This window comes from Rhodopseudomonas palustris (assembly GCF_013415845.1).
Classification (GTDB): Bacteria; Pseudomonadota; Alphaproteobacteria; order Rhizobiales; family Xanthobacteraceae; genus Rhodopseudomonas; species Rhodopseudomonas palustris_F.
This window is the reverse complement of record NZ_CP058907.1, coordinates 5,183,685-5,204,726: the sequence shown is the minus strand read 5'-3', so window position 1 is coordinate 5,204,726 and position 21,042 is coordinate 5,183,685. Positions and strand designations below refer to the sequence as shown.

The window sequence follows — 21,042 nt, the reverse complement described above, 5'->3', positions numbered from 1 at the left end:
AAGACGCGCTACGCGCTTGATGGATGCGCGGGTCAAGCCCGCGCATGACGACGTTGTTGGGGTCGGCTGCTCAATGCAGCCCCGGCGCCTCGTGGCCGGTGCGGGCGACGTATTCAGTGTAGCCGCCGCCGTATTTGTGGACGCCTTCGGGGGTCAGCTCCAGCACGCGGTTCGACAGCGCGGCCAAAAAGTGCCGGTCGTGCGAGACGAACAGCATGGTGCCTTCGAAATCGGCGAGCGCCTTGATCAGCATTTCCTTGGTGGCGATGTCGAGGTGGTTGGTCGGCTCGTCGAGCACCAGGAAGTTCGGCGGGTCGTACAGCATCTTGGCCATCACCAGCCGGGCCTTCTCGCCGCCGGACAGCACGCGGCAGCGCTTCTCGACGTCGTCGCCGGAGAACCCGAAGCAGCCGGCGAGCGCGCGCAAGCTACCCTGGCCGGCCTGCGGAAACCATTCTTCCAGCGACTGAAACACGGTGAGTTCGCCGTCGATCAGATCCATCGCGTGCTGGGCGAAGTAACCCATCTTGACGCTGCCGCCGATCGTCACGCTGCCGTCGTCGGGCGCGGTGGCGCCGGCGACCAGCTTGAGCAGCGTCGACTTGCCGGCGCCGTTGATGCCCATCACGCACCAGCGCTCGCGGCGGCGGATCGCGAAATCCAGATCCTCGTAGATGACGTGATTGCCGTAGGCCTTGCGGACATGGCTGAGGCTGGCGACGTCTTCGCCCGAGCGCGGCGCCGGCAGGAAGTCGAACGCGATGATCTGGCGGCGGCGCGGCGGCTCGACCTTCTCGATCTTCTCCAGCTTCTTGACGCGGCTCTGCACTTGGGCGGCGTGCGAGGCGCGCGCCTTGAAGCGCTCGATGAACGCCACTTCCTTGGCCAGCATCGCCTGCTGCCGCTCGAACTGCGCCTGCTGCTGCTTATCGGCCAGCGCGCGCTGGCCCTCGTAGAATTCGTAGTCGCCGGTGTAGCTGGTCAGCGTGCCGGCATCGATCTCGACGATCTTGTTGACGATGCGGTTCATGAAGGCGCGGTCGTGCGAGGTCATCAAGAGCGCGCCCTCGAAGCCCTTGAGGAACTGCTCCAGCCAGATCAGGCTTTCGATGTCGAGATGGTTCGACGGTTCGTCGAGCAGCATCACGTCGGGGCGCATCAACAGGATGCGGGCGAGCGCGACGCGCATCTTCCAGCCGCCCGACAGATTGCCGACGTCGCCGTCCATCATCTCCTGGCTGAACGAGAGACCCGCCAGCACCTCGCGGGCGCGGCCTTCCAGCGCGTAGCCGTCGAGTTCCTCGAAGCGGTGCTGCACCTCGCCGTAGCGTTCGAGGATCTGTTCCATCTCGTCGGCGCGGTCCGGATCGGCCAGCGCGTGCTCCAGCTCCTTCAGCTCGGCCGCGACTTCGCTGACCGGGCCGGCGCCCTCCATGGTCTCGGCGACCGCGCTGCGGCCGCTCATCTCGCCGACGTCCTGGCTGAAATAGCCGATGGTCAGGCCGCGATCGACCGACACCTGGCCTTCGTCCGGCTGTTCCTGCCCGGTGATCATCCGGAACAGCGTGGTCTTGCCGGAGCCGTTCGGCCCGACCAGCCCGATCTTCTCGCCCCGCAGCAGCGTCGCGGAGGCTTCGATGTAGAGGATCTGGTGGCCGTTCTGCTTGGAGATGTTGTCGAGACGGATCATGGGCTCACGCGGGGGGGAGAAATGCTGCGGCGCGTTTAGCCGATATGGCCGAGCGATACCAGTTCGACGGCCCAACGCGGCGTCATTCCGGGGCGCGCAGCGAAGCTGCGCGAACCCGGAATCCCGAGGAGTTTTGCGATTCTATCGTTCCACCACTGCGAGATTCCGGGTTCGCTTGCTGCGCAAGCGCCCCGGAATGACCATCGCGGGGAGGGCCCTCATCCCTCCGGCAGCACGGCGTTGCTCGGCGTCACCCGGTCGGTGATCTGCATGCCGAACAGGCTGCCGAGCAGCTCGACCGCGACGCGGGCGGTGCGGCCGCGTTCGTCGAGGAACGGATTGAGCTCGACGATGTCGACCGAGCGGACCAGGCCGGAGTCGTGCAGCAGCTCCATCACCAGATGCGCCTCGCGATAGGTGGCGCCGCCCGGCACGGTGGTGCCGACGCCGGGCGCGACCGCGGGATCGAGCACGTCGACGTCGAACGAAAGATGCAGCACGCCGCCGGCGGCACGGACGCGGTCGATGACGCGGCGGATCAGCACGGCGACGCCGAATTCGTCGATCGCCCGCATGTCGACCACCGGGATCGCGCGTTGCCGCACCAGTTCCTTCTCCAGCGGATCGATCGAGCGGATGCCGAACAAATCGAGCCGGCTCGGCGGGATCGACACCCGCGGCTCGTCGCCGAGCAGATGATCGAGTCCCGGCTCGCCGCACAGGAACGCCGCCGACATGCCGTGCATGTTGGCGGTCAGCGTGGTGGCCGGGGTGTTGTAGTCGGCGTGGGCGTCGAGCCACAGCACGAACAGCGGCTTGCCCTGGCTCTGCCAATAGCGCGCGACGCCGTTGACCGAGCCCATCGACAGGCTGTGATCGCCGCCCATGAACAGCGGCACCGCGCCGGCCTGCGCCAGCTCGTAGGCGCGCGCCGAGATCGCGCCGACCCAGCTTCGCACCTCGCTGTAGTAATTGGCGTTGGCCGGCACCGGATCGTTGCCGCCGTCCAGCGCCGGGCGCGTCATGTCGCCGTGATCCTCGACCGCAAAGCCGAGCTGATCGAGCACGCGGCCGATGCCGGCGGTGCGCAGCGCGGCCGGTCCCATCAGCGTGCCGCGTAGCCCGGCGCCGATCTCGATCGGCACGCCGAGCAGCGCGACGCGGCGTGCGGACTCGCTGTGAGCGACGTCGGTCTGCGACATGGGAGTGACGCCCCTTCAAATGCGCGCGCGGCGCGCGCCGGAGCGCTGCGCCAACTCAGGCTTTGAAATAGGTGATCTGATGCGTGGTCGCCAGCAGCCGCCCGCTCGGCGACCACAATTCGCCGGTCTGATCGGAGAAGCTCTTGTGAAACACGTTGGCGTCGGCGACGCCGAGCACCGCGGTGATCGGCTCGGCGGCGAGATCGGCGGCGTCGACGTGGAAATACGTCGTCATCGATACCGTACCGATCGGCAACAGTTCGCCGCGGACGTGGAAGATCCGCGCGAAGAACGCATCCGCGATCGCTGACAGCGACAACAAATCCAGCGTACGCGGCACGGCGTGGCCGATCCAGGCCTTGGTATGCGGGCTCGCCGGCTCCGGCAGCGGTCCCTCGCCGAAGTTCGGCTCGTTCTCGACGAAGCGAAACTCGAACTGACGGATCCACGACGCCGCAGCGCCGGCGCGCGCATACACCGGGGCTTCGTCGTAAGCGGCGGTCTTCGGCATCTCGGCGGGCCGGTGAGTCCAGGTGTCTCGGCGCTGCGCGAACACCGCGGTGGCGAACACTTCGACGCCGGCGTCGCCTTGGCTGAGTTCGATGCCCCAATGCTGGGTCGAGCGCGTCGCCTTGATCAGCCGGGGCGTCAGTTCGAAGCTGCCGGCACTGATCGGCGCGCAGAAATTCACCGTGAAGGCGAGCGGATCGCCGGCGCGCTCCGGCTGCTGCATCAGGGCGCGCAGCAGCGTCGCCGCGGTGGCGCCGCCGAACTGGCCGACGAAGGCATGGTAATCGTCGCTGGTCGCGCCCTGCCAGCGGCCGCCGTCGAGTTCGACCTGCGTCGCGGCGTCGAACGGATGCGGAGTGTGCTCGACCTTGGCGTCCATGGTGCGCTTCCCGTGTTGTTGCTCTTGTTATGCACCGCCAGCTTGCACCGCGGCGCAGCCGGGCGCAATGGCTGTCGGTCATCATGTGATGATGGAGGGCGGCGTCGGCGCGCCCACACGCAAGTCATTCCGGGGCGCGCGTGAAACGCGCGAACCCGGAATCTCGCAGGTGTTGTAAAAAGGAGTGCCCCGAATCTCGATATTCCGGGTTCGCGAGCGATGCTCGCGCCCCGGAATGACGGGCTGAGGAGAAGTGCGCGACGCTCGGCTGAGCGACTGCTATCCCGCCTGCCGTGCCGGGGAGGGCTGGGTCGCCGGCTTGGTCGGCACGTTCCAGATCTCTTCGGCGTATTCGCGAATGGTGCGGTCGGACGAGAACCACGCCATCCGGGCGACGTTGAGGATGCCGGCGCGGGTCCAGGCGGAGCCGGCGCGCCAGCGCGCGTCGATGCCGCGCTGGGCCTCGTAGTAGCTGTCGAAATCGGCGCTCACCATGTAGTGGTCGAGGTGGCGCAGCGCGTGCGCCACCGAGGCGAACCGGGCACGGTCGTCGGGCGAGAACACGCCGGAGTCGATCGCGCGGATCGCGTTGGCAAGCTGCGGCGAGCGGTTGATGACGTCGGTGGCGTCGAGCCCCTGGGCGCGGCGCGCCACCACTTCAAGCGCTTCCATGCCGAAGATCGCGATGTTCTCCGGGCCGACCAGATCGCGGATCTCGATATTGGCGCCGTCGAGCGTGCCGATCGTCAGCGCGCCGTTCAGCGCCAGCTTCATGTTGCCGGTGCCGGAGGCTTCCATGCCGGCGGTCGAGATCTGCTCCGACAGGTCGGCGGCCGGAATGATCACCTCGGCGAGGCTGACATTGTAGTCGGCGAGGAACACCACTTTCAGCTTGCCGCCGATCGAGGCGTCGTTGTTCACCACTTCGGCGACGTCGTTGATCAACTTGATGATCAGCTTGGCGTAGCGATAGCTCGCCGCGGCCTTGCCGGCGAAGATCTTGACGCGCGGGACCCAGTCGCGGTTCGGCTCGTCCTTGATCGCCTGATACAGCGCGATGGTCTCGAGCACGTTGAGCAGCTGCCGCTTGTATTCGTGGATGCGCTTGATCTGGACGTCGAACAGCGCGCTCGGATCGATCCGGATGTTGTTGCGCTCGCCGATCAGCCGCGCCAGCGCCACCTTGTTGCGATGCTTGACGCTGCGGAACTGCTGCTGGAACGCGCTGTCGCCAGCGAAGGCTTCGAGCCGTTCCAGCCGGGTCGGATCGTCCAGCACCTCGTCGCCGGCCACCGAGCGGACCAGCTCGGTCAGGCCGGGATTGGCCAGCGTCAGCCAGCGCCGGAAGGTGATGCCGTTGGTCTTGTTGGTGATGCGGCCGGGGTAGAGGAAGTTGAGATCGTGAAACACGGTCTCCTTCATCAGGTCGGAATGCATCGCCGAGACGCCATTGACGCGGTGCGAGCCGATGAAGGCGAGGTGGCCCATCCGCACCCGGCGGCCGGCCTTCTCGTCGATCAGCGACACCGAGGCGCGGAATTCGATATCGCCGGGGCTGCGCGCCTCGGCGAGGCCGAGATGCACCTCGTTGATTCGGTAGATGATTTCGAGGTGGCGCGGCAGCGTGCGCTGGAACAGGTCGAGCGGCCAAGTCTCCAGCGCTTCGGGCAGCAGCGTATGGTTGGTGTAGCTCAGCGTCGCGACGGTGATCTGCCAGGCGTCGTCCCAGCGCAGGCCGTGAACGTCGACCAGGAGCCGCATCAGCTCGGCGACCGCCAGCGACGGATGGGTGTCGTTGAGCTGGATTGCCGCCTTCTTGGCGAGGTTGCGGATCTGGCCGTCGGAATCCAGGTGGCGCTTGATCAGGTCCTGCAGCGAGGCGGAGACGAAGAAGTACTCCTGGCGCAGCCGCAGCTCGCGGCCTGCCGGGCTCTCGTCGTTCGGATACAGGAATTTGCAGATCGCTTCGGCGCGCGCCTCGTGCGCGGTGGCGCCGAGATAGTCGCCGGTGTTGAACACGTCGATCAAGAGCGGGTCCGGCGCGCGCGCCGACCATAGCCGCAGCGCGTTGACGTGCTCGCCGCGCCAGCCGACGATCGGGGTGTCGTAGGCGATCGCCTGCACCGTCTCGCCCGGCGTCCACACCGCGCGGGTGTAGCCCTTGGCGTCGGTGACCTGGTCGACATGGCCGCCGAACTTGACCTGATAGACGACCTCCGGCCGCTGCAACTCCCACGGATTGCCGAAGCTCAGCCACTCGTCGGGGAATTCCTGCTGCCAGCCGTGATTGATGATCTGGCGGAACAGGCCGTAATCGTAGCGGATGCCGTAGCCGTAGGCCGGGATCTCCAGCGTCGCCATGCTCTCCATGAAGCAGGCGGCGAGCCGGCCGAGGCCGCCATTGCCGAGCGCTGCGTCGGGTTCGCATTTGCGCAGGTCGTTGAGGCCGACGCCGAGGTCGCCGAGCGCGGCGTCAAACTGCGCCAGCAGGCCCATATTGTTCAGCGAGTCGGTGAACAGCCGGCCGATCAGGAACTCGAGCGACAGGTAATACACCCGCTTGCGACCGGCGTCGTAGCTCTCCTTCTCGGACACCAGCCAGCGGTGCACGATCCGGTCACGCAGCGCCAAGGCGGAGGCCTTGTACCAGTCGTGCTTGGTCGCGTGCGCGGCTTCCTTGCCGATCGCCAGCGTCAGCTTGGCGAGGATTGCGCTCTTGATCTCCGCGAGCGCCAGCTCATCCAGAGGCGCCGACTGGGAGGAATTTTTTTCTGGTAGCGACTGCACGGGCAAGTGACCATTCCAAGCGGATGAGACCACGACCATACAAACAATAGTCCCGGATCGAAACCCATGACGAGGGCATCGTTGCGGCGGGATGCCCGGCTTTTGTGCAAAAACGCGCGAGTCAGGTTGCCTGCCGCAGAGGCGGCGCGAAGTTTCGCGGCGGGAACGGACGAGGCGAGGCTCGGCGCAGGGTGCCGCGGCGAGGCCCGGCGGGGACGATAAGAACAAATTTAGAACATTCTGCAAGGTCTTGAGTTATCATTGCGATTCGGCGCGGTGCGCCGTCTATATGTATGGTCTCAGCAAGCTTCCGAGGACGAGATGTCCACCATCGCCTTCGATCAGACGGCGCTCACCCGGATCGCCGATTTCGCCCGCTCCCTGTCGCGGCTGCATCAGCTCGCCCGCCGGCAATGGGTCGATGACGATCAGCTCGACCGCGAGTTCAACGCGGTGTGTGTGTCGATCTGGGGTTACTGCCCGGACGATCTGGTCGACGAGATGTTCGATCCTGCTGATCTGAGCTGGCTCGACACCCTCGACGAGGGCACCGCGCGGATCTTCGCCGCCGAGCACGGCTACGACCTGGTCGACGACACCGGGATGCTCACCGACTGGTGGGGCTATTGCTGGATGATCCTGGCCGAAGCCCGCGGCCTGCTCACCGCCGAAAACCGCGCCGCCGCCCGCGCCCACCTCGAAGAATCCTACCTCGCCGCCCCGAACGTGATCGGGGTGATCGTCGGCAGGTAGGCGTCGAGGCTCCTAGGCTTCTAGGTTTCTAGCTCCTAGTCGTCCAAGTCTTTCCAGCGCGCGAAGCCCTCAAGCCCTAGGTGTCATTCCGGGGCGAGCGAAGCCTTTACGGGAGTCATTCCGGGGCGCTCACGAAGTGAGCGAACCCGGAATCTCGCGGTTATTTGTCCGAGGCGTCTCCCCCAGCTGCGCCGCCGAAGTACCCTGAATCTCGAGATTCCGGGTCCGCTCGCTGGCGCGAGCGTCCCGGAATGACGGTGAGTGAGAGAGAGAGACTACTCGATCCCGGCGCGGCGGCCGTGGGGGATCGGCTTCGGGGGCTCGACCGGCAGCGAGACGTCGCGGCCGAGCGCGGGGGGCGCCTGTTCGGCGATCTGCTCGTTGACCGGAGCGACCTTCATCTCGCCGAGGCGGGCGCGCAGGCTGGCGGTTAGGCCCGGATAGTCGGCAACCGGGGTGAAGTCGGGCGTCTGCTCGACACCCAGTCGCACGCCCGTATAGGCGACGAGGCCGTTGGCGGTGGCGACGATGTCGCCGGCGCGCAGCGAGTTGTCCTGCGACAGGTCGATCTGCGCGAGGCCCGCCGGATCACGGCCGTTGCAGGTGCAGTCCTCCTTCAGCGCCTTGCGATAGGCGAAGGCGTTGGGCGAGTCGGCGTAGCGCTCGCCATTGGCGGCGCGGGCGCCGTCGATCTGGCTGCCGTAATACACCTTGGCGTTGCCGGCCGGGCAGAACGCCTGGCACATCTGGGCCGGGCTGGCCCCGGCGCGGATCTGCAGCGGGAAGTACTTGCCATCGCAGCTGCGCACGCAGAACGCCGGGCCGCCGCCGGCGGACGCCTGGCGCTGCGGTTGCGGCTGCTGGTTTTGCTGATTGAGGCCGAACGGGTCGGCGAAGAAATTGGCCTGAGCCGGGGCCCCGCGTTCCTGCGGCCGTTGCGGGCCGGCGCCGCCGAACAGGAAATCCAGCAGGTTCTGGGCTGAGGCGATTTCGGGCGCGGCGATCATCGGGACGGCGAGCACGGCCCCGAGAGCGAGGGCGCTGCGCCGCAGGCGCGAACTGGTAAGCAAATGACGCAAACGCCCACTCCACCGACGCGACCACCCTGCGGCAAGGCCGCTGTTGGTCGCGACTTTAGGATGGGATGGTAAACGCCGGGTTTCCGGCGGCCGCGCCTGCACTCAGACGTTGAGGAACTCGCTGGCCTTGTACAGCGACCGGAACGGCAAGCCGGCTGCGGCGAACGCTTCGGTCGCGCCTTCTTCGCGGTCGACCATGGTCAGCACCAGCACGATCTCGGCGCCGGATTCCTTCACCGCTTCGACCGCCTTGATGGCCGAGCCGCCGGTGGTGGTGACGTCCTCGACGATGACGCAGCGCTTGCCGGCCAGGCTCTCGCCCTTCGCCAGCCCTTCGACGGACAGCCGCGCGCCGTGCTCCTTCGGCTTCTTGCGCACGAAGAATGCCGAAATCGGATGGTTCTTCAGCCAGGACAGCTGCGCGATCGCGCCGGCCAGCGGCACCGCGCCCATCTCCAGCCCGCCGACATAATCGACCTTCTCGTCGCGCAGCGTCTCGTAGGTCAATTCCGCCAGCAGCGCCGCGCCCTCGGGATCGAGCATCGTCGGCTTCAGGTTGAAGTAGAAGTCGCTCTTGCGACCCGACGCGAGCGTGATCTCTCCCCGGCCGAACGAACGGGTGCGGATGATGTCGGCAAGGCGGGCGCGGGACGCGGATTTGGACACGGGCGGACTCTCTAGCTTCAGCTTTGCGGAAAACGCCGCAATTTATCCCCGAGACCGCGCCGATGCCAGCGGCGCGGTGGAGGTATTAACCGTCGTCGCCTCATCCGCGCTGCATTCCAGGACCGCAGCAGCGCCCCCAGCACAGCGCGCTCCCTCTCCCGCCCGCGGGAGAGGGTTGGGGTGAGGGCGCTCCAAGCAGTGAGTCCGCGTTTCGTGGAGGGGAGTGCCCTCACCCGGATCGCTGCGCGATCCGACCTCTCCCGCACGCGGGAGAGGTTGCTCAGTGCCTGCTGCGGATCAGTGCGTCACAACGAAGGGCTGGCACTAATGCGCCTCGTCCCAATTGTCCGCCGCCCGTGCATCCACCTGCAGCGGCACATTCAGCAGCACAGCCGGGAACGGCGCGTCCTGCATCACCGCGCGGACCACCGGCAGCGTCGCCTCGACTTCGGCCTCCGGCACTTCGAAGATCAGTTCGTCGTGGACCTGCAGCAGCATCTGCGCCGAGAGCTTCTTCTCGGCCAGCGCGTCTTCCATCCGCACCATGGCGCGGCGGATGATGTCGGCGGCGGAGCCCTGCAGCCTTGCGTTGATGGCGGCGCGCTCGTTGAAGGCGCGGATCGACGGATTGGATGCCTTGATGTCCGGGTAGTGGCATTTGCGGCCGAACAGCGTGGTGACATAGCCGTGCGACCGGCAGAAATCCCGCGTCTCGTCCATATAGGCGCGGATGCCGGGGAAGCGCTCGAAGTAGCGCTTGATGTAGGCGCCGGCTTCCTCGCGCGGAATGCTCAGCTGGTTGGCGAGGCCGAATGCCGAGATGCCGTAGATGATGCCGAAATTGATCGCTTTCGCCCGGCGGCGAATTTCCGACGGCATGCCCTCGACCGGCACGCCGAACATCTCGGACGCCGTCATCGCGTGAATGTCGATGCCGTCCTGGAACGCCTTGCGCAGCGCCGGCACGTCGGCGACTTCGGACAAGAGCCGCAGTTCAATCTGCGAATAGTCCGCCGACACCAGCTTGTTGCCGGGCGTCGCCACGAAAGCGCGGCGGATCTTGCGGCCGTCCTCGGTGCGCACCGGGATGTTCTGCAGGTTCGGCTCGTTCGACGACAGCCGACCGGTGGTGGTGGCGGCGAGCGCATAGGTGGTGTGGACGCGGTGGGTCTGCGGATGAACGTAATTCGGCAGCGCGTCGGTGTAGGTCGAGCGCAGCTTACTGACCTGCCGCCACTCCAGAATCTTCTTCGGGAATTCGTGGCCCTGCTCGGCGAGTTCGTCCAGCACCTGCGCCGAGGTCGACCACGCGCCGGTCTTGGTCTTGCTGCCGCCCGGCAGGCCCATCTTGCCGAACAGGATATCGCCGAGCTGCTTCGGGCTGCCGATGTTGATGTCCTCGCCGGCGAGCTCGCGGATCTCGGCCTCGATCCGCGCCGCAGTCTGGGCGAAATCCGCCGACAGCCGCGCCAGCACCTGTCGGTCGATCGAGATGCCGCGCCGCTCCATCCGCGCCAGCACGCCGACAAGAGGGCGCTCCAGCGTCTCGTACACCGCCGTCATGCTGCCTGCGACGAGGCGCGGCTTCAGCACGCGGGCCAGCCGCAAGCTCACGTCGGCGCGTTCGGCCGCGTAGGCGGTGGCACGGTCGACCGGCACCTGATCGAAGCCGATCTTGTTTTTGCCGGTGCCGGTCAGCTCAGTGAGCGTGTGCAGGGTGTGGCCGAGATTGCTTTCGGAGAGCGCATCGAGCGCGTGGCTGCCGCGGCCGGCGTCGAGCGCGTAGGACATCAGCTGCGGATCGTCGATGTTGCGCAAGGTCAGGCCGTGCTGCGCCAGCAGCACCGCGGCGAATTTGATCGCGAAGCCGACCTTGGCGACGCCTGCGGATTCCAGGATCGGCTGCAGCGCATCGAGCGCGTCGCGGGGGCCGATCTGGTCGGGCGCGAGGCCGGCGGCGAACAGCCCGTCACCGTCGCCGCTCTGCTTGTGGGCGAGCGGAATGTAGCAGGCGTCGTTCGGGCCGAGCGCCAAAGCGAGGCCGATCAGCTCCGCCTGCATCGGATCGATCGAGGTCGCGGCCGCTTCAAGCGCGACGACGCCGGTGTCGTGGATGCGGGCGATGAAGCCGTGCAGTTCGTCGAGGCTGCGCAAAGTCTTGTAGGCAGTGCGGTCGACCGGAATCTTGCGGGCGGCCTCGGCCCGCGCCGCCACCAGCGCCTCCGGCGACAGCACGACGCCCGGCCTGCCGTCGCGCCCGCGCCCGGCATTCAGCGGACCACCTTGGCCCGGACTCGGCGCGCTCCCTCCCCCGCCTGCGGGAGAGGGCTGGGGTGAGGGCTCCTGGCCCGCAAACAGGTCGCCGCTCGGGGGCGCGCTCTTCGCAAGCGGCGGAACGGCAGACTTCAACGCCGTCTCGGCCTCGACATCCGACGGATCGATCTGCGCGTAGTCGGCGACGCGCCGCGTCAGCGTGGTGAATTCCATCGCCTTGAGGAACGCCACCAGTTTTCGCGCGTCGGGCTCGTGCACGGCCAGCTCTTCCAGCGGCACCTCTAATTGCACATGGTCGTCGAGCAGCACCAGCTTGCGGGAGATGATAGCAAGGTCCTTGTTCGCGACGATCTTTGCTACCGTGCCACCTATTGCCCGGGACAAATTCCGAGCATTTAGAATTAGCTTGCAGAATTCATTGCCCTCGCCCGCCAGCCGTTCGATCGTGGCTGTATCTGCGGATGAGTTTCCTTTCTTGTCTTTTGGAAGTGCGGTTTGGCCAAACTTCTCTTCCAAGATGCGTCCAACCTGCGCTCCAGAGCTCAGCTTTACAGGTTCTCCAGCTATCTCGGAGATTCGCGCCTCCAGCGCCGCCAGATTTGACTTTAATTGTGCCTCCACCGTCTCGGGATCTTGCTCAGCCGAGAGAATTCGGTCGAGTGAGCCGAGTTCGTTTATGAGCGTGCTTGCAGCTTTAGGACCTATTCCTGGAACCCCTGGCACATTGTCGACCGAGTCGCCTATGAGCGCCTGGACTTCGACCACCTTGTTGGGCGGCACGCCGAATTTCTCGATCACCTCGGGCACGCCGATGCGGCGGTCCTTCATGGTGTCGTACATCACCACGCAGTCGGTCACGAGCTGCATCAGGTCCTTGTCGGACGACACGATCGTCGCCGTGGCCCCTGCCTCGCACGCCTCTCGCACGTAAGTGGCGATCAGATCGTCGGCCTCGAAGCCGGACTGTTCCAGGCACGGCAGGTCGAACGCCCGCACCGCCTCGCGGATCAGGGCGAATTGCGGGATCAGATCCTCAGGCGCCGGCGGCCGGTGCGCCTTGTATTCGGGGTAGAGATGGTTGCGGAAGGTGACTTCCGACTTGTCGAAGATGATGGCGAGATGCGTCGGCCGGTTCTCCGGCGGCATGTCGCGGAGCAGCTTCCACAGCATGTTGCAGAAGCCGAGCACGGCATTGACCTGCAGCCCGTCCGACTTGCGGTTCAGCGGCGGCAGCGCGTGATAGGCCCGGAAGATGTACGACGAGCCGTCGACCAGAAAGATGTGGTCGCCCTTGCCGGGCGGCTTGACGCCGACGGGGGCAGGGGGCGTGGCGGAGGAAGCGGCAGGCGTCGCAGCGGCGGACTTGGTCGTTTTCGGCATGGCCGCAATCTAGGCGGTCCCGCGGCGTTTGACACCCCTTTCCAGCCACCAGATCCGCCGGGGACGCCAACGAAAAAGGCCGGGCGAACCCGGCCACTCGAAGACACCATCGTTCGTCATTCCGGGATGCGCGCTTGCGCGCAGGCCCGGAATCCATACTCCCCGCGGTGGTTATGGATTCCGGGCTCGCGCGTTCCGCGCGCCCCGGAATGACAGAAGAACAGAAGATAGGTCGCGCTTACGCGAAGCCGTGCTTCTTCTTGCTCTCCAGTTCCTGCGCCTTGAAGGCGTTAAAGCGGGGCAGGAACTTGTCCCAGTCGATGATGTGGGCGTCGATTTCCGGGCCGTCGATGCAGGCGTGCTTGCGCACCATCTTGCCGTCGATGGTCACCGGCACCATGCAGGCGCCGCACATCCCGGTGGCATCCACCATGATCGAGTTGAGGCTCGCCACGGTCTTGACGCCATACGGCTTGGTGAGGTCGGAGACCGCCCGCATCATCAGCGGCGGGCCGATCGCGATCACCTCGGCGATGCTGCGGCCCTTGCCCTCCTGGTTGGCCTTCATCATCTCCTCAAGCGGGCCGGTGACGAAGCCTTTGACGCCGTAGGAGCCGTCATTGGTGGTGTAGATCAGCGACAGCTGGTCGCCGAACTCCTTCTTCAGCTTGCCGACGCGCTCGTCGTCGCCGGTCCAGAACAGGAACTCCTTGGCGCGGAAGCCGGAGATCAGCGTGACGTGGTTTCCGAGCCGCAGGTGCTCGCGCATGATCGGATACACCGGCGGCAGGCCGACGCCGCCGGCGCAGAACACCACGGTCTGGTTGCCCTCGTAGCGGTGCAGCTCGCTGGCGCGGCCGAGCGGTCCGGCGATGCCAGAGAACGCATCGCCGATCGCCATCCGGTTGATCTCCAGCGACGAGGTGCCCATGCCCTGCACCACCAGATCGATGGTGCCCTTCTCGGCGTCCCAATCGGCCAGCGTCAGCGGGATCAGTTCGCCCTTCTCCCAGGGGAGCACGCGCACGAACTGGCCGGCTTTGGCCGAGCGCGCCACCATCGGAGCCCGCACGGTGAACTCGACGATGCCGCCGGCGAGCGGCACCTTGCCCACGATCGTCTGTTCGATCTGGCCGAGCTCGGTGTACTTGGCGGCGCGTTCGACCCGGTCCTTGATCTCGGCCGGCGTGAACGGAATCTCGCCGACGATCTCGCGCGCCGCCGCCTGGCCGTCGCCGGCCGCGCGGATCGCGGTGGAGCCGCCGCGCGCAGCGTCGCCGCCGGTGTAGACGTTCTTGATCGAGGTGCGCTGCGAACCTTCTTCGACCTCGATGGTGCCCCATTTGTTGGTCTTCAGGCCGGGCTCGGCGTCCTTCATGATCGGGTTGGCGGTGTTGCCCAGCGCCATGATCACGAGGTCGACCGGCACCCGCTCGATCTGCCCGGTCGGCTTCGGGCTGCGGCGGCCGGACTTGTCCGGTTCGCCGAGCTCGTTGACGTCGAGCAGCGCGTGGGTGACGAAGTGGGTGTGGTCGTCGCCGATGAATTCGCGCGGCGCGCGCAGCACCGCGAGATTGATGTTCTCTTCCAGCGCGTGATGCAGCTCCTCGACGCGGGCCGGCATCTCGCTCTTGGTGCGGCGATACACGATGGTGACGTTGCCGCCGAGCCGCTTGGCGGTGCGCGCCGCGTCCATCGCGGTGTTGCCGCCGCCGATCACGAACACGTTCTTGTCTTTGACTTCCGGCAGCGGGGTCTCGTAGCGGTCATCCAGGCCGCGCATCAGGTTGACGCGGGTTAGGAACTCGTTGGCCGACATCACCCCGAGCAGATGCTCGCCGGGCACGTTCATGAACGTCGGAAGACCCGCGCCGGTGCCGACGAAGATCTTCCAGAAGCCTTCGGCCTTGAGGTCTTCGAGCGTCGCGGTCTTGCCGACCACGAAGTTCTTCACGAAGCGGCCGCCGAGCAGGATGATCTTCTCGACCACGTCGTCGATCAGCGTGTTGGGCAGGCGAAATTCCGGAATGCCGTAGCGCAGCACGCCGCCGAGGTCGTGGAACGCCTCGAAGATCGTGACCGGGAAGCCCTCGACCGCCAGCAAGTACGCGTTAATCAGACCCGACGGGCCGGAGCCGACCACCGCGATCGGCGGCTTCACGGCCGCAGCCCACGGCGAGATCCGGCCGGCGAAGCGCTCATTGGCGTTCGGGTTGGTGAGCTTCTGATGCTCGGGCAGGTACCATTCGAGCTGGCCGATCTCGATCGGCCGCTTGGTATGGGTGCAGACGCCCTGGCACTGCAGTTCCTGCGGGCAGACGCGGCCGGTGACGTTCGGCAGCGGGTTGCAGCTCTCGATCAGCTCCAAGGCTTCGCGATGCTTGCCGTTGCCGAGCAGGTCCAGCATCTCGGGGATGTGGATCTTCACCGGGCAGCCGCCCTTGGCTTCCTTCTTGCCCTGGATCAGCACGCCGAGTTCGCACGGCTTGTCGTCGCACTGCTTGTCGCGCATCACCTCGAGCCAGACGAACAGCTCACACTCGCGCACCGAGTAGCCGATCGACTGGTAGCCGAGATAGCCCTGGTTCACGAGTTCGAAGTCGATCGCGCGCTCTTCCGCCGGACGGATGTAGGGCGGGATGAACGCTTCGCCCGGCCAGCCTTCCGACAGATTCTCGAACATCGGGTAGCGACCGCGCAGGTGCACGTCGATCGCCTTGATGAACTTGCGCTTGAACTTCAGCGGCAGCGCCCAGATGAAGCGCTGCAGGATGATCGACATGTCGTCGCCGCGGGCGAGCAGATTCCACAGCGTGGTGGTGAAGGCTTCACCCAGCTCCGGCTGCTGGAATTCCCAGACGATCGCCTGGGTGCCGTCCGCGATGAACATGTTCCGCAGCGACGCCGGGTCGTTGACCAGGCGCTTCTGCAGCAGCGCGAGCTGCTTCTGGAAGACGCCGACAGCTTCGCTGTTCTGCAGCTCTTCCAGTTCGCTCTTGGAGCTTTCCAGCGTGCTGCGCGCCTGCTGGTAGCGCAGCACGTCGCTGGAGACCGTTCCGGTGACGTCGCTCATCGAATGATCTCCGCATCGCAGTTGGCCGCCGCGCGGCTCAGTTTGGCCGACAGTTCAGGCGTGACCTTGAGCTTGCCGAACACGCCGGGGATGACGTGGGCGACGTCCTTCGGGGCGCCGTCGACGACGATCTTGGTGAGTTCGAACACTTCCGGCACGTCCTGGTAGCAGCTCTTGCAGTTGGTGCACTTGCCGAGATCCGCATCGTCGATGTGGATCGGCTCGGCGCCGTTGCCATTGGCGGTCTTGGCGCCGTTGGTCGGCGCCGCGGCTGCCGGAGCTGCCGCGAAGCCGTTCATCAGCGCACCGAAGCCACCGGCCGCCGGCGCGTTCGACGAGGCTGCCAGCTCGCTCATGCCGCGCGCGATCTGATCGAGCGAGCTTTCGCGGGCCTTGACCTGTTCGTCGTACTGGTGCTGCAGCGCGGCCAGTTCGGCGCTGTGCGCTTCGTCGAGCGCCCGGACGTCGAAGCCGCCGAGATATTGCAGCGTGCGCCAGTACTTCCGCCGTTCTTCCACCAGCGCCACCACGGTCTCGCCGACCGACAGCTTGATCAGCTTCTTGTCGGCATCGGTGGCGTAGATGAACGGCGTCTTGCCGGCGCGGGCCGCCGGATCGAGCGCGACGTATTCGTCGATCGGCAGCGCGCCCTCGTCCTTCTTCAGCGCCTTGAACTGCTTGCGGAAGCGGACTTCGGTGTGGGCGAAGTCGGCCGGCGTCAGCTTGGCCTTGAGAAGCTGCGGTTTGCCGTCGGCGTCGACGTACTCGATCGTCTTGGTCGCCCAGTCCTGGTCGGCCTCGGGGTTGCCGTCGAGCGAGAACCAGTTGTTGAGCTTGCTGCCCTTGCGCGGGTCGTGGACGAACACCGGATTCATCCGGCTTTCGACCGCCAGACGCGCCTGGCGGTTGGCGACGGCGTCGCCGATGCCGTGCTCGGCCTGGCACGGCGTATAGACGTCGAGCACCGCCGGCGACGAGGTGTGGTTCAGGAACTCCATCACGTTCTTCAGGAAGTGGCCCTGCAGCGCGGTCGCGGTCTGCACCACGAACACGTTGGGATGGAACGAGGCGATCAGGCCGAGTTCCTTGCGGGATTCCTGCTTGCCGTGCTGGGCGATGCCGAACCGCGACAGGTCGCTGTCCTGGCCGGTGAGGCTCGCCGTGGAGGTCTGGCCGCCCGTGTTGGAGTAGGCGCCGGTGTTCAGCACCACCACCTTGATCGGAGTCTTGGTGGCGAGCAGACGCGACAGCGCGCCGAATCCGATGTCGTAGGTGGCGCCGTCGCCGCCCATGCTCAGCACGGTCGGCAGCATCGACCGCTCTTCGGGCGTGAATTCGCTCCAGCCGAAGTAACGGAAGTAACCGTCGTGCTTGGCCGCATCATAGGCGTCGGCCAGTTCGAGCTTGGCGATGCGCAGCGCGCGGAAGTCCTCGGACGCCTTGGCGGTGAGACCTTCGAAGATGCCCTTGGCCACCGCGGGGGTGTCCTGGAACAGGCTGTTCACCCACGGATCGGTGTAGGGGTTGAACGGGAAGGTCGACGCATAGACGCTCGAACAGCCGGTGGCGTTGGCGATCACCATGCCGGACGGGCCGTTGCCGGTCGGACCGCTCTCGTAGAGATACAGCCGCTTCTCCAGCGTCTTCAGGGTCTGGTCGATCCGGGCGGCGCGCGCGTCGTCGCCGGCGACCAGAGCCCGCTTGGCGTTGAGCTGGTCGATCAGGGTCTCCAGCTCGCGGATGTGGTCCTTGCGGCGCTTGTCGTGGATCGCGTGGTTGGTCGAGGTGACCAGACGGATCGCGGTGACTTCGCCGCAGCCGCGGCAGGCGCCATGGCCGCCGGTGGTCGCGTAGTAATTGGCGCGATCGAGCATCAGCCGCTTGGTCTCGCCTTCCGGCTTGGTCGCGCTTTCGGTGAACCGCGCCGGAGTGTTCGGGGTGCGGCTGAGGAATTCGAACCGCGCCTGGAGCTGCTCCAGCATCGGCTCGTCCTGCTCACGATCGACCAGCGCGCCGGGGCCGCAGACGTCGATACATTCGAGACAGCCCGAGCACTTCCACGGGTCGACGCTCACCGAATACAGACCGCCGGTGCCCGGCTGGCTCTTCTCCATCGCGTCGAAGAACGGCCGGGTGCGCGCCACCGGATACACCGACAGCGCCGCCGACAGCTTGCCGAAGTTGCGGTTCAGCGTGGCATTGTCGACGTTCAGCGCCTCCGCGGCCTGCGCCACGATCTCGTTGAACGGCTTGTCGTCCTTGCCGCCGCGATACACGTCGCGGATCGCTTCGGTCAGCGCCGGCACCTTCTCCCGCAGCGCGTCTTGCTGAGCGGGCGCGATGTCGAGCTGCTTGATGGCGGTCAGCAGCAGTTCGTGGATGTCGTGCACCGCGTTCGGGATCGCGGCGTCGGGGCAGACCAGCGCGCACTCCATACAGCCGGTGCAGAGGTCGGCCTTGAATTCCGGCACGTTGCGGCGGAACAGACCCTTGTCCTTGGCGGCGGCGGAGCCGGCCGGCATGAACATCCCGATGCCCGGCAGCACCGGCGCTTCGGCGATGGTGCCGTCACGGAACGGCGCGGCGAGCACGTCGTCGTAGTACTCCGGATCGAGGAAGCCCGCAGCCGACGCAGGCGCCGCGACGCGGCACATCGAGGCCGAGATCGAAGCGTCGCGCTTGGCCTTTGGGGCTGCCTTGATGGCGTCCTCGCTGAACTCGGCGGCGTCGTAATCGACCTTGTGGGTGGCTTCGAGACCCTCGCGGATCACCGCCATGTTGCCCTCGACGATGTCGCCGCCCTTGGCGCCGAACTTCTTCGAGATCTGCTGGCGGATCTTGTTGAGCATCGCGTCCTGCGAGGCGTCGGCGACCACGCGGTCGACGTTGCCGCACACCGCGCCGATGAAGGCGATGCCCATCATGCGGGTTTCGAGTTCGGCGGTCGGCGCGTGGCGCTTGGCCACCGCAAACGCGTCGATCACGTAGAACTTGATCATCTTGTCGCGGATGGTCTGGCGGGCCTTGGCCGGCATGTCACGCCAGACTTCGAGCGGCGACAGGTTGGTCTGCAGGATGAAGGTGCCACCGGCGACCAGGCCGCGCAGCGGGTTGGTGTGCACGAACACCTTGTGGTCCGGCGAGATCACGATCTCGACGTCTTCCAGCTCGGCGTTGGTGATCTTCACCGGCTCCGGCGACAGCGTGATGTAGTAATTGGTCGGCGCGCCGCTCTTTTCCGAGCCGTATTTCGGCGCCGACTTCGAATGCATGTCGAGCGCACCGGCCAGGATGTCGGTCAGCAGCTTGCCCGACGCGATGGTGCCGTAGCCGCCGATCGAGTGGAAGCGGATGCGGAAGGCGGAGGGCGGCAGCAGGTTCGGGTTGGTCCCGGTCTCCAGCGCCATGTACTGGGTTTCCGGATAGGCCGCCTTCAGCCGGCTCTGCAGCGCCTCCATGCGCGGCGACGGATTCTCGGTGAAGAACTTGGTGCCGAGATACACGAACGGCGCCGAGTCCTGCTTCTCCATATTGGCGTAGCAGGCGATCAGGTCGCGCGGCTGCAGGTCGTGGCCGCCGAGACCGAAGATCGCCGTGGTGATCTTCGGCAGCTTGGTCAGCGCCGGGATGCCGGCGTGACGCACGCCGGCGTCGCCGTTCTCGCGCGCCTTGCACAGCGCCTGGGTCACGAGCTGGGTCAGCGCGGTGACTTCCGAGCGCTCCAGCACGGTGACGGCGGTCTTGCCCTTCAGCGCTTCGACCAGCTCGGCTTCCGGGAACGGCTGCAGCATCTTGATCGACACCACGCCGACCTTCTTGCCCTGCGAGCGCAAGTAGGCCGCGACCGCTTCGGCATCATCGGTGACCGAGCCGAGGCCGACCACGACGTGATCGGCGTCGTCGCACATGTAGGTCATCACCGGCTTGTATTCACGGCCGGTGAGCGCGGCGTATTCGGCCATCGCTTCCTTGACGAAGTGCGGCACCGCATTGGCGAAGTGAGTGCGGTGGTCGACCGCGCCGGCCTGGAAGTCGGGCTGGTTCTGCACGCCGCCGGTCAGGCCCGGATTGTCGATGTCGACCAGCGCCGGCACCAGCTGCCGGGTGCCCTTCTCGGGCGCATTGATCCATTGCCGCTTCCACTGGCCGCGCAGTTCTTCCGGCACCCAGCGCTGGGTCTCGGCGACGATCGTGCCGGCATTGTCGGTCTCGATCGTGTCGGCGTTGTCGTCGAGGAACTTCTTGAGCGCCGCGAGCTCGGTCGGCATGAAGTCGGCTTCGTGCCGCAGCAGGTACTGCTTGAGCTGGAACACGCGGCCCTTGGCGCCGAACAGCATGTCCTGCGCCACGGTCGGGCACGGGATGCGGCCGGCGGGGTCGCCGAGGAATTCGCGCAGCAGGTCCGGCTCCGGCATCAGCGCTTCAGACAGCATGTGCGAGGTCGCAAAGCCGTCCATCGCGTTGGCGACCGGGATCAGCGACATCGCGGCGACCTTGTAGGAGATCGCGGCGAGGTCGGCGGCTTCCTGCGGATTGGAGCCGAACAGGATGGTGTAGCCCGACGACAGCAGCGCATAGACGTCGTCATGGCCGGCCATCACGTTGAGCGAGTGCTTCGACACCACGCGGGCGGCGACCTGCAGCACGAAGCCGCCGACCTTCTTGCCGACGGTGACGTAGTGCGATTCCAGGCCGTACAGGATGCCCTGGGATGAGGAGGCGTTGGAGATGAACTTGCCGCCGGTCAGCGCCGCGCCGAGCGCGCCGGACTGCGCCGAGTGCTCGCCTTCCGGTTCGAAGAAGAACGGATGCTTGCCCCAGACGTTGCAGCCGCCGGACGAGCGGAACGCCTCATAGATTTCCGAGATCTCGGTCGAGGGCGTGATCGGGTAGCCGATGACGCCGCCGCAGACATGCCCCATCACCTGCGCCACCGCGCCGTTGCCGTGGATCACTGAGGGAATGCCAGGATATTTTGCGTTCATGGGGTCCGTTCCGTTCTTGCGTGTCTGCGTTGGATCGGCGGAGCGAACCCGCCGTGTTGCGTTGGCCATTTTGGGGAAAGGTGTATCGATGCCGGGCGGCTGCTGAGCAGCGGCCGGGCAGAACCTCCTCGTGGCCTTTTAGATTGACTGCTCGCGAGGTATCGGGGCCTCGCCAGCAGAGACGTTGCGTTGTGTGCGGTGCAGTAGCACGCAGCCGGAACCCCACATTTGACGCGCATCAAAGCGCAAAAAATATGGATTAGA

At 66.3% G+C, this 21,042-nt stretch carries 10 protein-coding genes; 1 reads left to right on the top strand and 9 read right to left on the bottom strand.

Going from position 1 to position 21,042, the window contains the following annotated elements; translation table 11 throughout:
* Positions 1 to 70: 70 nt before the first annotated feature.
* The 4 genes from HZF03_RS23810 to HZF03_RS23795 all read right to left on the bottom strand — a co-directional run bounded on the left by HZF03_RS23810 (position 71) and on the right by HZF03_RS23795 (position 6,607).
* The gene (locus HZF03_RS23810) at positions 71 to 1,690 is read right to left on the bottom strand and encodes an ABC-F family ATP-binding cassette domain-containing protein (protein WP_011160262.1); all 1,620 of its coding nucleotides are present in this window, start codon (positions 1,688 to 1,690) and stop codon (positions 71 to 73) included.
* Positions 1,691 to 1,908: 218 nt separating this feature from the next.
* Positions 1,909 to 2,892 carry an arginase gene (gene rocF / locus HZF03_RS23805; protein WP_119019438.1) on the bottom strand — a complete coding sequence of 328 codons (984 nt, stop codon included), beginning with the start codon at positions 2,890 to 2,892 and terminating at the stop codon, positions 1,909 to 1,911.
* A gap of 55 nt (positions 2,893 to 2,947) precedes the next feature.
* A complete protein-coding gene (locus HZF03_RS23800; protein ID WP_011160260.1) occupies positions 2,948 to 3,781 on the bottom strand; it encodes an acyl-CoA thioesterase in 834 nt (277 codons plus the stop codon).
* Positions 3,782 to 4,060: 279 nt separating this feature from the next.
* Entirely contained in the window at positions 4,061 to 6,607 is a 2,547-nt protein-coding gene (locus HZF03_RS23795; protein WP_165858158.1) for a glycogen/starch/alpha-glucan phosphorylase, read from the bottom strand.
* A 282-nt stretch (positions 6,608 to 6,889) separates the two neighbouring features.
* On the opposite strand from HZF03_RS23795, the gene HZF03_RS23790 reads away from it, so the two are divergent.
* On the top strand, positions 6,890 to 7,321 hold the full coding sequence (locus tag HZF03_RS23790; protein WP_011160258.1) for a hypothetical protein: 432 nt from the start codon (positions 6,890 to 6,892) through the stop codon (positions 7,319 to 7,321).
* 275 nt (positions 7,322 to 7,596) lie between these two features.
* On the opposite strand, the gene HZF03_RS23785 is transcribed toward HZF03_RS23790, so the two are convergent.
* From HZF03_RS23785 to HZF03_RS23760, 5 genes are all read right to left on the bottom strand, one after another.
* Positions 7,597 to 8,400 carry a DUF2865 domain-containing protein gene (locus HZF03_RS23785; protein ID WP_234832301.1) on the bottom strand — a complete coding sequence of 268 codons (804 nt, stop codon included), beginning with the start codon at positions 8,398 to 8,400 and terminating at the stop codon, positions 7,597 to 7,599.
* A gap of 102 nt (positions 8,401 to 8,502) precedes the next feature.
* Positions 8,503 to 9,066, bottom strand: a complete 564-nt coding sequence (pyrE, locus tag HZF03_RS23780; RefSeq protein WP_012497843.1) for an orotate phosphoribosyltransferase — start codon at positions 9,064 to 9,066, stop codon at positions 8,503 to 8,505.
* Between the two features lie 324 nt (positions 9,067 to 9,390).
* A complete protein-coding gene (polA, locus tag HZF03_RS23775; RefSeq protein ID WP_165858157.1) occupies positions 9,391 to 12,720 on the bottom strand; it encodes a DNA polymerase I in 3,330 nt (1,109 codons plus the stop codon).
* A 238-nt stretch (positions 12,721 to 12,958) separates the two neighbouring features.
* Positions 12,959 to 15,793 (bottom strand): sulfide/dihydroorotate dehydrogenase-like FAD/NAD-binding protein, encoded by a 2,835-nt coding sequence (locus HZF03_RS23765; protein WP_011160254.1) that lies wholly within the window; start codon positions 15,791 to 15,793, stop codon positions 12,959 to 12,961.
* Positions 15,790 to 20,778 carry a 2-oxoacid:acceptor oxidoreductase family protein gene (locus tag HZF03_RS23760; RefSeq protein WP_119019435.1) on the bottom strand — a complete coding sequence of 1,663 codons (4,989 nt, stop codon included), beginning with the start codon at positions 20,776 to 20,778 and terminating at the stop codon, positions 15,790 to 15,792. Before HZF03_RS23760 ends, HZF03_RS23765 begins: the two co-directional genes overlap by 4 nt.
* Positions 20,779 to 21,042 lie beyond the last annotated feature (264 nt).

Coding starts and splice junctions, on each gene's coding strand:
- HZF03_RS23760 (WP_119019435.1), bottom strand. CDS start 20,778: ATGAACGCAAAATATCCTGGCATTCCCTCAGTGATCCACGGCAACGGC.
- polA (WP_165858157.1), bottom strand. CDS start 12,720: ATGCCGAAAACGACCAAGTCCGCCGCTGCGACGCCTGCCGCTTCCTCC.
- HZF03_RS23800 (WP_011160260.1), bottom strand. CDS start 3,781: ATGGACGCCAAGGTCGAGCACACTCCGCATCCGTTCGACGCCGCGACG.
- rocF (WP_119019438.1), bottom strand. CDS start 2,892: ATGTCGCAGACCGACGTCGCTCACAGCGAGTCCGCACGCCGCGTCGCG.
- HZF03_RS23795 (WP_165858158.1), bottom strand. CDS start 6,607: ATGGTCGTGGTCTCATCCGCTTGGAATGGTCACTTGCCCGTGCAGTCG.
- HZF03_RS23765 (WP_011160254.1), bottom strand. CDS start 15,793: ATGAGCGACGTCACCGGAACGGTCTCCAGCGACGTGCTGCGCTACCAG.
- HZF03_RS23790 (WP_011160258.1), top strand. CDS start 6,890: ATGTCCACCATCGCCTTCGATCAGACGGCGCTCACCCGGATCGCCGAT.
- HZF03_RS23810 (WP_011160262.1), bottom strand. CDS start 1,690: ATGATCCGTCTCGACAACATCTCCAAGCAGAACGGCCACCAGATCCTC.